This is a genomic window from Sinorhizobium sp. P24N7, assembly GCF_042436655.1.
GTDB classification, from domain to species: Bacteria; Pseudomonadota; Alphaproteobacteria; order Rhizobiales; family Rhizobiaceae; genus Sinorhizobium; species Sinorhizobium meliloti_A.
Map to the genome: position 1 here is coordinate 97,219 of NZ_JBHMIW010000011.1, position 14,401 is coordinate 111,619.

Annotated in this window: 13 protein-coding genes; 6 read left to right on the forward strand and 7 right to left on the reverse strand. The window is 62.8% G+C overall.

Going from position 1 to position 14,401, the window contains the following annotated elements:
• Positions 1-73: 73 nt before the first annotated feature.
• Positions 74-1,573: an ABC transporter substrate-binding protein gene (locus ACFHWW_RS20060; RefSeq protein ID WP_018095900.1), complete on the reverse strand. Its 1,500-nt coding sequence runs from the start codon at positions 1,571-1,573 to the stop codon at positions 74-76.
• Positions 1,574-1,889: 316 nt separating this feature from the next.
• Here ACFHWW_RS20060 and ACFHWW_RS20065 point away from each other — a divergent pair, with 316 nt between their 5' ends.
• Genes ACFHWW_RS20065 through ACFHWW_RS20075 form a run of 3 tightly spaced genes read left to right on the forward strand, consistent with a single transcriptional unit; the run spans position 1,890 to position 5,145 of the window.
• Positions 1,890-3,080, forward strand: coding sequence for an exo-alpha-sialidase (locus ACFHWW_RS20065; RefSeq protein WP_324764345.1), 1,191 nt, complete (start codon positions 1,890-1,892; stop codon positions 3,078-3,080).
• A complete protein-coding gene (pdxA, locus tag ACFHWW_RS20070; RefSeq protein ID WP_338284166.1) occupies positions 3,077-4,042 on the forward strand; it encodes a 4-hydroxythreonine-4-phosphate dehydrogenase PdxA in 966 nt (321 codons plus the stop codon). Before ACFHWW_RS20065 ends, pdxA begins: the two co-directional genes overlap by 4 nt.
• Positions 4,039-5,145 carry an iron-containing alcohol dehydrogenase gene (locus ACFHWW_RS20075; RefSeq protein WP_324764343.1) on the forward strand — a complete coding sequence of 369 codons (1,107 nt, stop codon included), beginning with the start codon at positions 4,039-4,041 and terminating at the stop codon, positions 5,143-5,145. The genes pdxA and ACFHWW_RS20075 overlap by 4 nt, the downstream gene beginning before the upstream one ends.
• A gap of 59 nt (positions 5,146-5,204) precedes the next feature.
• Here ACFHWW_RS20075 and ACFHWW_RS20080 read toward each other — a convergent pair whose 3' ends face one another.
• From ACFHWW_RS20080 to ACFHWW_RS20105, 6 genes are all read right to left on the reverse strand, one after another.
• Positions 5,205-5,906: a FadR/GntR family transcriptional regulator gene (locus tag ACFHWW_RS20080; protein WP_003532059.1), complete on the reverse strand. Its 702-nt coding sequence runs from the start codon at positions 5,904-5,906 to the stop codon at positions 5,205-5,207.
• A gap of 3 nt (positions 5,907-5,909) precedes the next feature.
• Positions 5,910-6,941 (reverse strand): four-carbon acid sugar kinase family protein, encoded by a 1,032-nt coding sequence (locus tag ACFHWW_RS20085; RefSeq protein WP_379940381.1) that lies wholly within the window; start codon positions 6,939-6,941, stop codon positions 5,910-5,912.
• Between the two features lie 377 nt (positions 6,942-7,318).
• Positions 7,319-8,446 carry a P1 family peptidase gene (locus ACFHWW_RS20090; RefSeq protein ID WP_338284164.1) on the reverse strand — a complete coding sequence of 376 codons (1,128 nt, stop codon included), beginning with the start codon at positions 8,444-8,446 and terminating at the stop codon, positions 7,319-7,321.
• Between the two features lies 1 nt (position 8,447).
• Complete coding sequence (locus tag ACFHWW_RS20095; protein WP_338284163.1) at positions 8,448-9,278, reverse strand: ABC transporter permease; 831 nt, start codon at positions 9,276-9,278, stop codon at positions 8,448-8,450.
• A 10-nt stretch (positions 9,279-9,288) separates the two neighbouring features.
• Entirely contained in the window at positions 9,289-10,191 is a 903-nt protein-coding gene (locus ACFHWW_RS20100) for an ABC transporter permease (RefSeq protein WP_275599627.1), read from the reverse strand.
• Between the two features lies 1 nt (position 10,192).
• Entirely contained in the window at positions 10,193-11,275 is a 1,083-nt protein-coding gene (locus tag ACFHWW_RS20105) for an ABC transporter ATP-binding protein (protein ID WP_338284161.1), read from the reverse strand.
• Between the two features lie 199 nt (positions 11,276-11,474).
• Between ACFHWW_RS20105 and ACFHWW_RS20110 the strand changes: the two genes are divergently transcribed.
• The 3 genes from ACFHWW_RS20110 to ACFHWW_RS20120 all read left to right on the forward strand — a co-directional run bounded on the left by ACFHWW_RS20110 (position 11,475) and on the right by ACFHWW_RS20120 (position 14,340).
• A complete protein-coding gene (locus tag ACFHWW_RS20110; protein WP_379940559.1) occupies positions 11,475-12,500 on the forward strand; it encodes a spermidine/putrescine ABC transporter substrate-binding protein in 1,026 nt (341 codons plus the stop codon).
• Positions 12,501-12,549: 49 nt separating this feature from the next.
• Positions 12,550-13,404, forward strand: a complete 855-nt coding sequence (locus ACFHWW_RS20115; RefSeq protein ID WP_100670828.1) for a MurR/RpiR family transcriptional regulator — start codon at positions 12,550-12,552, stop codon at positions 13,402-13,404.
• 96 nt (positions 13,405-13,500) lie between these two features.
• A complete protein-coding gene (locus ACFHWW_RS20120) occupies positions 13,501-14,340 on the forward strand; it encodes an inositol monophosphatase (protein WP_275599629.1) in 840 nt (279 codons plus the stop codon).
• Positions 14,341-14,401 lie beyond the last annotated feature (61 nt).

Sequence of the window (14,401 nt, forward strand, 5' to 3'; positions counted from 1 at the left end):
GATTTTGCATGAGGCGGCGGGGGTCCCGCCGCCGGAAGTTTCATTTCGAATGGCCGCTCGTCCGCGGTTCAGATCATTTGATCTTGATCTCGGAGAGCTGCAGCATGGAATTCGTCGCCATCGTGGGCTTGAAGTCCAGTCGCTCGGACACCCGCGAGAAACCGACCATGTGGAACAACAGCACATCTGCCACCACGTCGTCATGGACATAGGCGATGAGCTCGGACCAGAGCTTGGCGCGTTCGTCTCCGACGGCAGCCGAGGCACGGGCGATCAGGTCGTCGACCTTCGGATCGGAAAAGCCCGACTGCGTGCCTTCGGAGTCGTATTTGAAGAACATCGAGAAGGAGGGGTCGCCCTTCGAGTTGTCGTGCATCGCGGCAACCAGCTGCGGACCGCGTCCTTCCTTGAAGGGCTTCGAATAATAGACTTCGTGCTCGGCGACTTCTACGAATTTGAGCTCGACCTTGAGCCCGACCTCCTGCAGCTGCGCCTGGATGGCCTCCATGATCTCGGTCACGTTCGGGAAGTTCGCGGTACGCGCGATAATGGTGATCGGCGTGTCTACCTTGACGCCATCGGCCTTGGCCTCTTCGATGAGCTTCTTGGCCTGCTCCGGATCGTAGGGGAAGACCTTCACGTCGGGGTTCCAGCCGAGCGTCGGCGGCGGAACGATCGCGGTGGCGAGGACGGCGCTGTCGGGCACCAGCGTACCGAGGAAGGCTTCGCGGTCGATTGCAAGGTTCAGAGCGCGACGGATGCGGACGTCGTTCAACGGCTCGATATTATGGTCGATGCGCAGATAGACGGTTTCGCTGTCGAGATAGGAGAAGTCGGTGGCCGGGTTGGTCGCCTCGGTCTGCGAGATGGACGGCGACAGATCGGCCTCACCGGTCTGGACCATGGCGGCGCGGACCGCAGGATCGGCGCGGAACAGATAGGTCGCCTCGGTGACCTCGGGCTTTTCGCCCCAGTAGTCGTCGCGGGCGGAAAGCACGATCTGCTGTCCGGGCGTCCAGTCGGTCAGCTTGTAGGGGCCGGTGCCGACGGGTTCGCGCACGAATTCCATCGGCGTCTCTTCCGGCACGATCGTCAGCAGCGACAGGAGCAGCGGCAGGATCGGCTGAACCGGATCGACCGTGAAATCGACGGTCGTGTCGTCGACGACGTCGATCTTGATGTTCATGCCGCCGAAATAGCGGCGCGACTCACAGGCATTCTTGTCGCTCATCACGCGGTCGAAGCTGTACTTGACGTCCTTGGCGTTGAAGTCGGTGCCGTCGGAGAACTTCACGCCCTTGCGCAAGTGAAAGCGCCAGCTGCCATCCTCCTTCTGCTCCCAGCTCTCGGCAAGGCGTGGCATCAGGCCCTTGCCCTCGCGAAGGTCGAGCTCGGTCAGGGTCTCGCTGACGTTTTGCATGATGATGCGGCCGATATTGGAGCGCGTGGCCATGCAGGGTTCGAGCAGGTCCGCCTCTTCCGGCAGAACGATCTTGACCGGCCCGGATGCCGCGAAGGCCGGGGCGAGCGCGGAGCCCAGCATCAGGGCTCCCATAATCAGTGTTCTTTTCATTTGCATTCTCCTCCCTCTAGGATCTCGTGTGTGGCGCGGCGACTTCGTTCGCCTCTCTCCATGCGGGCTGCGGCAATCAGCCTCCTCGCCGCTAAGCGCCCTTCTGCCGCCGAATTGCCCAGACCATCCGATTTCTTATCAAGTTTGTCAAATTGTTTTCGCCGCCATCCTGGAATGAAAAATTTTGAAACAGAAAAAATAGCGTAAAAACAGCAACATGTAGACAGTCAAACGCCAGCAAGAATGCGCCGTCTAAAAATAGAAAACTTGACAACTTTCGAAATTCCGCGATTGTCCGATCTATGAGGAGGCTTTCATGACGCCTGACGAAATCGCAAACGCAATGACCGGCAAGCTCCGGGAGACCGGGGGAGGGCGATTGGAATCGCTCCTGCCCTCGCCCATGGTGCAGAACCACGCAGCCTTTCTGCACAGGCTCGAGGACGGAAGTCTCGTCTGTGCCTGGTTCGGTGGGACGCTCGAGGGAAAATCCGACATTTCGATCTTCGCGTCGGTGCTCGCCCCCGGCGCCGCGCAATGGGGCGAGCCGCAGCGGCTGAGTTTCGATGCCGAGCACTCCGAGCAGAACCCGGTGCTGTTCACGGCGCCCGACGGGCGGCTCTGGCTTTTCCACACGTCGCAGCCCTCGGGCAACCAGGACGAATGCCGCATTCGCATGGCCGCAATCGAGAGGGATGCCGCTGATCCGACCAGGCTTGCCGCTTCCGAGGGGCGCTATCTCGACCTGCCGCGCGGCTGCTTCATCCGCGCGCCGCTCGTCATCAGAGATGACGGGGCATGGCTGCTGCCGATCTTTCGCTGCATCCAGCGCCCCGGTCAGAAGTGGAACGGCAGTCACGACAATGCGGCCGTCGGCATTTCGACCGATGGCGGCCGAAGCTGGCAGCTCGCCGACCTCGCCGGTTCGATCGGTTGCGTGCACATGAGCCCGGTGGCTGTCGGCGACACCCGCTACGCGGCTTTCTTCCGCCGCCGCCAGGCGGACCAGGTCTACCGCGTCGAGAGCGTCGACGGCGGGCGGACGTGGAGCCTCCCGGCGCCGACCGACGTGCCCAACAACAATTCCTCGATTGCCGTCGGCAGGCTCGGGGACGGCCGGTTGGCGATGATCTGCAATCCGGTGAATGCGGCCCTTTCGGCCGACCGGCGCGCATCGCTTTACGACGAGCTCGGAGACGACGACGGCCGGCCCGACGCCGATCCTTCAGGCGGATGTGTGCCGATCTGGGGCGTGCCGCGGGCGCCGGTGAGCGTCTGCCTGTCGGCCGACGGCGGGCGCACCTTCCCCGACCGTATCGTGATCGAGGACGGTCCGGGGACCTGCCTTTCCAACAATTCGACCGACGGACACAACAAGGAAATGTCCTATCCGTGGCTCCTGGAAGGGGACGACGGCAGTCTGCACGTCGCCTACACCTACCATCGGCGCGCAATCAAATATGTCCGTCTGCCGCCCGGGTGGGCCGACGAGGGGAGAAACAGATGAGCAAGATTATCGGCATCACCATGGGCGATCCCTGTGGCGTCGGACCGGAGATCACGGTCCGGTCGCTTGCTGAGATGTCGGCTGCGGACCGGGAGGCGACCCGCATCTACGGCAACCTTGCGACGCTTGAGGCTGCAAGGGAGGCACTTGGCCTCTCGGTCGAGCTTCAGCCCTATGTCGTCGACCTTCCGGTCGAGGGCGCGCCGCTCGCCTGGGGCAGCCTTTCGGCAGTGGCAGGCGACGCAGCCTTCCGGTTCATCGAGCGCGCGGTCCGCGATGCCCAGGCAGGCAACATCGGCTGCATCGTCACGGCGCCGATCAACAAGGAAGCACTCAACAGGGCGGGCCATCATTACGACGGCCATACCGGCATGCTGCGCAGCCTGACCGGATCGAGCGCCGCCTATATGCTGCTTGCCTCCGAGCGACTCAAGGTCATTCACGTCTCCACCCATGTGTCGCTCAAGGAGGCGATCGGCCGCGCCACCACCGAGCGGGTTCTTGCCACGATCCGCGCCGGCAACGCGCATCTGAAGCGCATCGGCTACGAGCACCCGCGCATCGCGGTCGCCGGCATCAATCCCCATTGCGGCGAGAACGGCTTGTTCGGCACGGAAGACGATGATCAGATCGGGCCTGCGGTGGCGGCCGCGCGTGAAGAAGGCATCGATGTGCAGGGCCCGATCTCCGCCGATACCGTGTTCCATCGCGCCTATTCGGGAGGCTTCGATCTGGTCGTCGCGCAATATCACGACCAGGGTCATATCCCGATCAAACTGGTCGCCTTCGATACGGCGGTCAATGTTTCCGTAGATCTTCCGATCGACCGCACCTCCGTCGATCACGGTACTGCCTTCGATATTGCCGGAAAGGGTATCGCCAATCACGGCAACCTGAATTCCGCGATCGCCTATGCGCGCAAACTCGTGGCCGGCAAGGCAAGCAGAAAGGCAGCGTCATGATCACGATCCATCAGCCGCGCCGACTCGTCGTCGGCGCCGGAAGCATCGGGGAAGTCGGCGCCTGGGCCGGTCAGGTCGGCTCCACCCTGGTCATCGCGACGCCGGTCACGTCCGGATTTGCCGACAGCCTGAAGCTCTCGGGAAAGGTCGATTTATTCGACGCGATCCCCGGCGAACCGGATATCGCGACACTCGAGGCGGCGCTGGATGCCGCGCGGAAAGCTCGCCCGGACCTGATCGTGGGTCTTGGCGGCGGCTCGGTGATGGATGTCGCCAAGCTGGTCGCGTCGCTCTGGGACTCCGGGCAATCGCTCGCCGATGTCGCCGGGCCCAATCGCGTGGCCGGCCGCAACACGCGTCTTGCGCAGGTCGCGACGACCGCCGGCACGGGTTCTGAGGCCGGAATCCGTTCGCTGATCACCGACCCGGGCAAGGGCAGCAAGATCGCGGTCGAAAGTCCGCACATGATCGCCGATCTCGCCGTGCTCGATCCGCAACTCACCTACAGCGTGCCGCCTGCCGTCACCGCGGCGACCGGCGTGGATGCCATGGCCCACTGCGTCGAGGCCTTCACCAACCGCAAGGCCCATACGATGATCGACGGCTTCGCCCGCATGGGGTTCAACCTCGTCGGCAAATATCTCGCCCGTGCCGTGCGCGACGGCGAAGATACCGAAGCGCGCGAGGGGATGATGCTGGCATCCTATTACGGCGGCATATGCCTCGGTCCCGTCAACACGGCGGCCGGGCACGCCATATCCTATCCGCTCGGCACGCTGCTGCATCTGCCGCACGGCCTCGCCAATGCGATCATCTTTCCGCATGTGCTCGCCTTCAACCAGCCGGCCGTCGCGGCAAAGACGGCGGAAGTCGCGGATGCCCTGGGGCTTGGCAAAGATCTCTCGCAACGTGATCTGCTGTCGGCCGCGAAAGGTTTCTGCGCCAGCCTCGGAATAGAGATGTCTCTGGCCGCCAATGGCGCGAAGGAGTCCGACCTGCCGCGCTTTGCCGCCGATGCGCATGCGATCCGGCGGCTGATGGACAACAATCCGGTCGACATGAGGGAGGCGGATGTGCTGGAGATCTATCGGGCGGCGTTCTAAGGCCTGTTGCGATTGGGGAGATGCTTCCTTCCCTTCGCCTTCCCCGGCCGGTTCTGCCTCTACTGTGAGGCCAGGAACAGGCGGTCGCGCGATCCGGTCAGATGCTTCAGCATCAGCATGCGGGCCTCCTCCGCACTGCCGGCGGCGATGGCATCGGCAATCGCCTCGTGCTCGGCGAAAACCCTGGAGAGGCCGCTGGCCTCTCGCTTCACCGAGATGCCATGGAACTTCATGCCCACGGCGATGTGCTCTTTCAGCGCCTCCATGGCCGTCGAGAAGTAGCTGTTCTGGGCAGCACGGGCGATCGCAAGATGGAACTGGAAGTCGGCATCCTCCCGGTGGGACTGCCGGTTGGTGGCGTCGCGCAGCAGTTCGAGTGCCCGGCGGATCGATGCGAGGCTCGTCTCGTCGTGCCGGAGCGCTGCCGCGGCCGCAGCCGCAGGCTCCAGCGTCAGCCGGAATTCATAGCAGTTCAGGAGATCGGCGACGTTTTCGAGCTGGCCGAAACCGAGCGGCTCGCGAAGGCCCACGGCTCTCACGAAACTGCCCGCGCCACGCCGGGAATAGATGAGCCCCTGGTCCCTGAGGCGCTTCAGCGCCTCCCGGACGATCGGCCGGGATACCTCGAACTCCGTCGCCAGCTCGTGCTCCGTCGGCAGACGCTCGTCCGGCTTATAGGCGCCGGACTTGATCGCGCGGTGCATTCTTTCGAACACGATGTCGGGCAGGCCCTTGCGGGGGGTCCCTTCCTGCAGTCCCATCGTCTATCTCGCCTCCCCCGTGATTTGCCTTGCGATGTGGCTCAGCGTTTCCGGTCCGCCGAAGCCGCCGGACTTGGTGATGATATAGCGGCCGTCGGCGAAGGCCAGCGCCATTCCGGGCATGCATTCGCCGAGGAGGCGGAAACGGGAAACGCCCATTCTTGCCAGCACGGCCTCGGCCGTTGCGCCACCGGTAAGAAGCAGAGTCGTGGCCGCGCCGGTGAAGGCCGGAACGACGCTGTCGGCCAGGTTGGCGGAGACCTCGGCCGGGCTGAGCGGCGTCTCGCCTTCGACCGCCTGAATGATCGTCACCGGCCCGGTTGCCGGGGTGCCAGGCTTCAGCACCCTGCCTCCGACCGCCGGGATATACTCGGCGGGGCGGTTATCGCGCAGCACGTCGACCTGCTCGACGGTGATCGGGTCGCGCGATCCGACGACGATCAATATCGGCTTGCGGGGCAGCGGGATCAGCGGCAGCGTTTCGCTATCCGTCATCCGGTGGGCAAGTGCATCGGCAAGACCTCTCGCACCGATCATGAGATCGCAGCCGGCCGTCTCGGCGGTTGCCAATGCGGCGAGCATGTCCTTGCGCGACATGGTATCGGGGACCAATGCCCGAGCCGCATGCCGGCCGAGCCTTTGGGCGACCGGGATAGGCGCCTCCACACCGAACCCGCGGACCTGGCCGTCGACCACGATACGGCCGAAATCCGGGATGGCCGGCGCGACAAGGGCGCGCGAAAAAGGAGTAGCGTCGAGTTCGGCCTCGATATTGCCCTTCAGTCGCGAGTCGACCTTCTTGAAAATCCGCGCATCTTCGGGGACGTGCTTCAGGACGTCGGATGTTGCCTTGCGCGCCTCATCCGGGGAAATCTCGCGCGACATCACGTTGACGACGAGGACGTCCGGTCCGTCCGCCAGTACAGCATCCACGGAGCCCAGGGCGAGAGCGACTTCCGTATGAAGGCCGCGGCCCGCAAACGGGGCAGCTGAATCAAGGGCACCCGTCAGATCATCGGCGAGAATGACAAGCATGGGGAGACGCTGAAAATCCGATTGTTGTTATCTTACGTGCCGTATTTTCTACATGTATTGCAAGGATTTGCAAATTTAAATTTACAAATATGCCGCTGCGTGAGCTGCTGATTGCCTTCGGGGATGAAGGCTATGTGGCCCCGTACGGCCACGAGCCGGCCGACGATGCAGCGCATGTTCGCCTTCCGATACCAGAAAGAGGCGGCCTATCGATCGTGACAGTGGCCAATCTGTCGCGGGTTCAGGAGTTCTGCCGGGCTTCTGACGCAGCCCGTCTCATGTGACCTTAAGTTCAGGAGAACCGACGGACGGCACGGCGCGTCGCTCTCACCGTTGTGAAATTACGCACGTCCGCCCGGAAAGGTTGATCTGCGCCTTCACACTGCAAGGCGGCCGTACCGTCCGAGCAGGTCGACCAGCGCGTCATGAGGAATCGCGTCGATCTTCAGACGGTCATGTGGCGTGCCGCCGCAGTCCTCCGCCGCCAGCATTGCATTGACGACGGCTTCTTCGACGCTGTCCACCGTCGCCGCGTAGATCGGGTCGAGTTGTTCGTCGTTGACAATCTGCAGGGACAGCAAAGGTGGCGCGCGATGGAGCATCGGCTGCTTATTGGCGGTCGAGAAGGCGAGAAAGATATCTCCCGAATTGTTGCCGCCAGGCGTTCCATTACGGCCGATGCCGATAGCGGCGCGGCGTGCGACCCGCTTGAGCTGGTGAGGCGCCATGGGCAGGTCTGTGGCGATCACGACGATGATGGATCCGCGCTCCTGCAACTGGCTTTGAGGCGTGTTGTCCCGGAGGTGCTTGCCGACCGGCACGCCGCAAATCGTCAACCAGTCCCGCTGGCCATGGTTTGCCTGCACGAGCGTGCCGATCGTGTAGTCCCGGCCGCCGAAGGAGAGAATGCGCGATGCCGTGCCCGTGCCGCCCTTGAAGCCGTAAGCGATCATGCCGGTCCCGCCGCCGCAATTCCCTTCGGCCACGGGCCCGCGCGCAAGCGCCGCGAGGGCGGCACGCACATCCGCTTCAGAGACCGGCATGCCGTTGATGTCGTTCAGCACCCCGTCATAGGTCTCCGCGATCACCGGCATGAGCCAGAGGAAGTCACCGGTCTCGTAAGTCGAGGCGTAGCGCTCCAGCATCCACCGGACGGTCGTATGATGCGTGATACCGACCGCGTGGGTGTTGGTGATCATCACCGGCCCCAGGAACGTGCCGCCGTCTTCGATCCAGTGCGTTCCGGTCATCTCGCCATTGCCGTTGAAGCGATGCACGCCGGCATAGACCGGGACCGGTGTATCGCTTTGCGCATGCGGGAGGATCGCGGTCACACCCGTGCGCACCGGCAGGTTGCGGCCGGGCCGCGGCGTCTCCTCGCGGATCGTGCGGAAGCCTACGGCGACGCCTTCCACGTCGGTAATGGCATTGTTGGGTCCCGTAGGTCCGAAGAAAGGCAGGCCGAGATCCCGAGCGCGGACTTTGGTCTTGGGCGTCTGATTCATGTTACTTCTGCCGGGAACGGAGGTAGAGGCCGAGCGAGGCGACGACGAAGGAGAAGGTCAGCATCATCACGGCGATTGCGTTTATCTCCGGCTTGATGCCGCGCCGGAGCATGGCGAAGATGAACATCGGCAGCGTCGTCACGTCGACGCCGGCGATGAAATAGGTGATGACCAGGTCGTCCATCGAGATGATGAAGGCGAGGAGAGCGCCGCCGACAATGCCGGGCAGGAGCTGCGGGAATGTCACCTTCCGGAAGGTCGTCCATTCCTTCGCGCCGAGATCGGCCGAAGCATGCTCCAGCGTGCGGTCCATGCCGGCGAGGCGGGCAGAGACGACGATGAAGACATAGGAGATCAGGAAGGTGCACTGACCGATGATGATCGTCTTCAGGCCGAGGTTCACGCCGGCATTCACGAAAAAGATCAGAAGCGCAATGCCGAGCACGATATCCGGCATCAGCATCGGCATGAACATGACGGCCCTGTAGAGGCGCCGGCCGAAAAAATCGAAGCGGTAGAGCCCGATCGCGATCGCGGTTCCGAGGATCGTGGCGATGGCCGTCGTCGAAGCGGCGATGACCAGGCTGTTCCAGACGGCTTGAATCAGCTGGTCGGTCGATTCGATATAGAGCGCGTTCTCCGAGACCGTCGTCTTGAAGCCGAGAACCTGTGCGTACCACTCGGTGGTGAACCCCGTCCACGTCATCATGTTCACGGGGTTGGAATTGAACGAATAGACGGCGATCAAGACCAGCGGGATGTAGATGAAGGCGAAGAACAGCGCGGTATATGCGATCAGGCTGCCGCGTCCGAGGGTAGCGAGGATTTTCATTGCACCTCCTTCAGCGGCCGGTCGCGGCATCGATCCCGCGGCGGCCGGACAGGATCACATGGACGAACAGCAGGGCGAGCATGACGCTCATGACCATCATCGCGAGCGCTGATCCGAAGGGCCAGTTCCGCGCCGAAAGGAACTGTTGCTCGATGAGATTGCCCAGCATCATCACCTTGGCCCCGCCGAGAACCGCGGGAACGACGAAGTTGCCGAGCGCCGGGATGAAGACGATCAGCGCGCCGCCGGCGATCCCGGGCGCCGTCAGCGGCAGGATGATGCGCAGGAAAGTGCGGACCGGCCCGGCACCAAGATCGAGGGAGGCGCGAACGAGCGTCCAGTCGAGCTTTTCCACGCTCGCATAGACCGGCATGAACATGAAGGGAATGAAGATGTAGACCATGCCGAGGATGATCGCGCCGTCGGTATATATCAGGTCCAGCGGCCGGGCGATGAGGCCCGTGCCGAGCAATACGCCGTTGACGAGGCCGGTCTGGCGCAGGATCAGCACCCAGATGAACAGCCGGACGATAAGGCTGGTGAAAAAGGGCAGGGTGATCAGGAAGAGGCAGAAATTCTTCCAGCGTTCCGAAAGCCGGCTGATGCAAAAGGCAGCCGGATAACAGACGAGCAGCGTCGCGACCACCGTCAGCGCGGCGATCTTCAGGGAACGAAGGAAGATGGAAATGTAGACCGGGTCGAAATCTTCGAACATCGGATCGGCGAATCCGAGAATGCGGCCGTAGTTGTGCGGGTACCATGTCCATTCCACGCCGCCGTAAAGACCGGGCGCAAGGAAACTCGTGACGATCATGATCCCAAGCGGCCCAAGGAAGAAGACGGCGAGGAAAATCGAGACCGGACCGATCAGGACGGCGAGCTGAGTGCGGCGGCGCAGCGCGATCGACGACATGTCAGGCCGCCTCGGCGGGGATCAGATGGACGGCTGAGGGGTCGTAGGCGAGGCGTGCGCGGCGCGATTGTTCGATCTCGCCGATGAGACTGCGGCGCGCGGCCGGAATTTCCGCGATGACACGCCGCCCGGTCGGCGTGCGGCCGAAGATTTCGAACACCGAGCCGACGAAGACGATCTGTTCGAGGTCCACGTCAAGACTCGGGAAGCCTTCGCCGGGACCTGCCAGGAAGAACTGTTCCGGCCGTATAAGCGCCGTTGCCGGTCCCGTGGAGCCCGGCAGCGCATGGGAAATGGCGATCCCGTCATCGGTCACGAATTGTACCTCGTCCGCATGTCCCGCGAAAAGGTTGCTCGCACCGACGAAGGTTGCCACGAAGCTGCTCTTCGGTCGGTCGTAGACAGCGCGCGGCGTATCGATCTGCTGGATGCGCCCGCCGGAAAGCACGGCGACGCGGTCGGACATGGTGAGCGCTTCCTGCTGGTCGTGGGTGACGAAGATGAAGGAAATGCCGAGCTCGTGCTGTAATGTCTTGAGTTCGATCTGCATGGCCTGGCGCAGGTTCTTGTCGAGCGCGGAGAGTGGTTCGTCGAGAAGGAGAAGCTTGGGGCGGGCAATGATGGCACGGGCGAGTGCCACACGCTGTTGCTGGCCGCCGGAGAGTTGGCGCGGCATGCGGCGTTCCAGACCCTCCAGGCCAACCAAGTGCAGCGCCTCGGCCACGCGCTTGGCGCGCTCCGCTTTCGCCACCCCCGCCACTTCGAGCGCGTAGCCCGTATTCTCCGCAACGCTCATGTGGGGAAAGAGCGCGTAATTCTGGAAAACGGTGTTGACCGGCCGCCGATAGGGCGGCCGCTCCGTCATATCGTCACCATCGATCAGGATCCGGCCGGAATCGAGTTCCACGAAACCGCTGATCGCCTGCAGAAGGGTTGTCTTTCCGCAACCGGAGGGACCGAGCAGAGTGAGGAATTCGTTCCGGCGGACGCTGAGGTCGATCGCCCCGAGCGCCGTCACGCTGTGGCCTTCAGGCGCGGCGAAGGTCTTCGCCGCCTTCTCCAGGCAGACTATGGATTCTCGCATCATCGTTCCCCAAAATGTTATTAAAATAACGCTTGTGCGATTAGGATATATGGATACCATTTGTGCATCCAAGTCAACGGCCGGAAGAAGTCGTGGCGGGAAAAGCCGGTGCAGGGAACGCACGGGCGCACCGAAACTTCAGAGGAGAATTTCGATGACAGCGAATGATCGCGCCGGCACATCCGGACTCCGCGCATGGATGCGCGGCACTGCGTTTTCCCTTGCCGCATTTCTGGCGACGACCGGCCTGGCATGTGCCGCAGAACTGAACATCTACAATTGGGGTGAGTACATCAATCCGGAGGTGCTCAAGAAATTCGAGGAGGAGACCTCGATCAAGGTCAACCTGTCGACCTATTCCTCCAACGAGGAAATGCTCGCGAAAATCCAGGGCGGCGCGACGGGTTACGACATCGTCTTTCCCTCCGTGCACATGCACGACATCATGGCCAAGCTCGACCTCCTGGAGAAAACGGACATTGGCCGCTACGAGGGCTTCAAGAATATCGATCCTTCCTTCCTGCGGGCCAAGAGCGATCCGGACGGCGAATACTGCCTGCCCTACGCCTGGGGATCGGTCGGCATTTTTTATAACCGCAAAGTGCTCGGCAAGGACATCACCGGCTGGAAGGACCTGATCGCCACGGTCAAGGAGAAGGGGCTGAAGTTCACACTTCTCGACGACATGCGTGAGGTGCTCGCCGTAGGACTCATGCTCAACGGGCACAAGGTCAACTCGGCCGACCCGGCGCAGCTCCAGCAGGCGGCCGACACGATCATGGAAATGAAGCCCTATGTGGCGGCCTTCACCTACGACACGCGGCCCATGGTTCAATCCGGCGACGTCGCAGCCGGCCATTTCTTCGTCGGAGCCATGGTCGACGTCTTCGGCAATCAGAAGGACCTCGGCTACGTAATCCCCGAGGAAGGGGCGACCATGTACCAGGAAGATATCTGTGTCCTGAAAAGCGCGCCAAATAAGGAGAATGCCATCAAGTTCCTCCAGTTCTACACGCGTCCGGAAGTGGCGGCGCTCAACGTGGCGCAGCAGACCAACGGCACCGCCAATGTTCCCGCGCGGCAATTGACCCCCGAGCAGATCAAGAATAGCAAGGAAATCAATCCGCCGGCCGACACGATGGCGCGCCTGCAGATTTTCGAGGATCTCGGGCCGGCGCTCCGTCAGTTCGATCGCGCCTGGACGCGGGTGAAGACGGCGCAGTGATGGCGTACCCGCCCGTCTTTGGACGGGCGGTCCTTTGGAAGAGGGCGACGTGTCGAAACGAATTCTGAAGCTCGTTCAGTCCGACGACCTCAGACGGTCCAAATCCGACAAGCTGATCGCCAACTATATCGAGCGCAACATCGCCGATCTGCCTTTCGAGACGGCGCGTTCGATCGCTCAGAGACTGGAACTCTCGCCCATGACGGTGGGCCGTTACCTGCGCCGCATGGGCTTCGACGGGCTGGATGAGCTCAAGGGCGAGCTGCGCCGCGGCCGGTCGAACCCGGCCTGGCAGGTCAAGGCGCAGGTCGATCGGCTGGAAGAGGACCGGAGAGAGGGCAAACTCCTTGCCCGCCTCATCCAGCAGCAGATCGACAATCTCGGTCAGATATACGAACTCACCAGCGCGCCGGAATGGCAACAGACGATCGAGGCGCTTGTCGGCGCCAGCGAGGTCTATGTCGCCGCCTACCAGAACGTGCGCGGCATTGCACAATATTTCGCGAGCCAGCTCTCGTACACGCGGCCCCGCGTGCAATTCGTCGACGGCCTCAACGGTACCTACGCCGAATTGCTGGACGGCTCGGTCGAGGGGCGTTTGCTGTTCCTCCACGATGTCCGCCGCTTCGCTTCAAAGGCGAAGCCGCTCGCCCTCGAAGCGCGCCGCGCCGGCGTCAAGGTTGTCCTCCTGACCGACGAATTCTGCCCTTGGGGCAAGGACGTTTCCGATGTCTGTCTCGTCGTTCCCGGTTCCCACGGACCGCTTTGGGACGGCGCCGCGACCATGACCGCGGTTATGGACCTCATGTTGAGCAACGTCATCGTCGTGCTCGGAGAGGAGGTGAGCGAGCGGGTCGACACGCTCACCCGCCTGCAGGACATCTTCGGCGATTTCGAAAATTGAACACGCATGGTCAGAGGATTGCGGTTGCTAAACGGGCTTGAACCCTATGAACACGTGTGCAATATTGCGCGCGTGTGCAATGAAGTGGAAGCGCCGGTGAGTCGACAGCCTTATTCCGATGACCTCGATAGTCGTGCAGAACTTTGTCGCGAGATCATTCGCTCAGCCGGCGCATTGACCCTCAAAGGGTTTCATGGCGAGGCCAGGCAGAACGTTTCGATGAAAGGGCCTCAGGACTTCCTGACCGAAGTGGATGCCGCCTCCGAGGCCTATATCCGCCACGCGCTTGCCGCGCATTTTCCGGGCGACAGCTTCTTTGGCGAAGAGGGTGGGGGAGCGATAAGCGACCGGGTCTGGGTGGTCGATCCCATCGACGGCACGGCGAATTTCGCGCGGGGCATCCCGCATTTCTGCATCTCGATCGCCTTTGTCCAAAACGGGGCGACCGAGATCGCCGCGATCTACAATCCGGCGCTGGACGAGCTCTACTTCGCGCGCCGAGGGGCGGGCGCGACGCGGAACGGCGTTCCCATCCGGGTCGCCCAAACCGCCCGCTTCGACGCTGCGTCGCTGGAAATGGGTTGGTCGATGCGCGTGCCGAACACGGCCTATCTCGGCGTCATGGAAGCGCTGCTCGGGATGGGCGCCAATGTTCGCCGCGCCGGTTCCGGCGCATTGGCGCTCGCTTACGTCGCTGATGGCCGCTCGGACGGCTATATTGAACTGCACATGAATTCCTGGGATTGCCTTGCCGGCCTTCTGCTCGTGAGCGAGGCGGGCGGAGTCGTCTGCCCATACCTCGAGATCGGCAGCCTGGATGCCGGTGGCCCGGCTCTTGCCGTGGCGCCCGGCCTCGCATCGGACACGAGCCGCGCCTCGAACATACCCCTGGCCGCATATGCGATGCCGACGGACCGGCAGACGGCTCCGGCCTGAGCAGCGCGCGGACCGGCCGATTGGCGTATTGGAGGCTGACGCGGCGTGGCCGCGAAGAGGA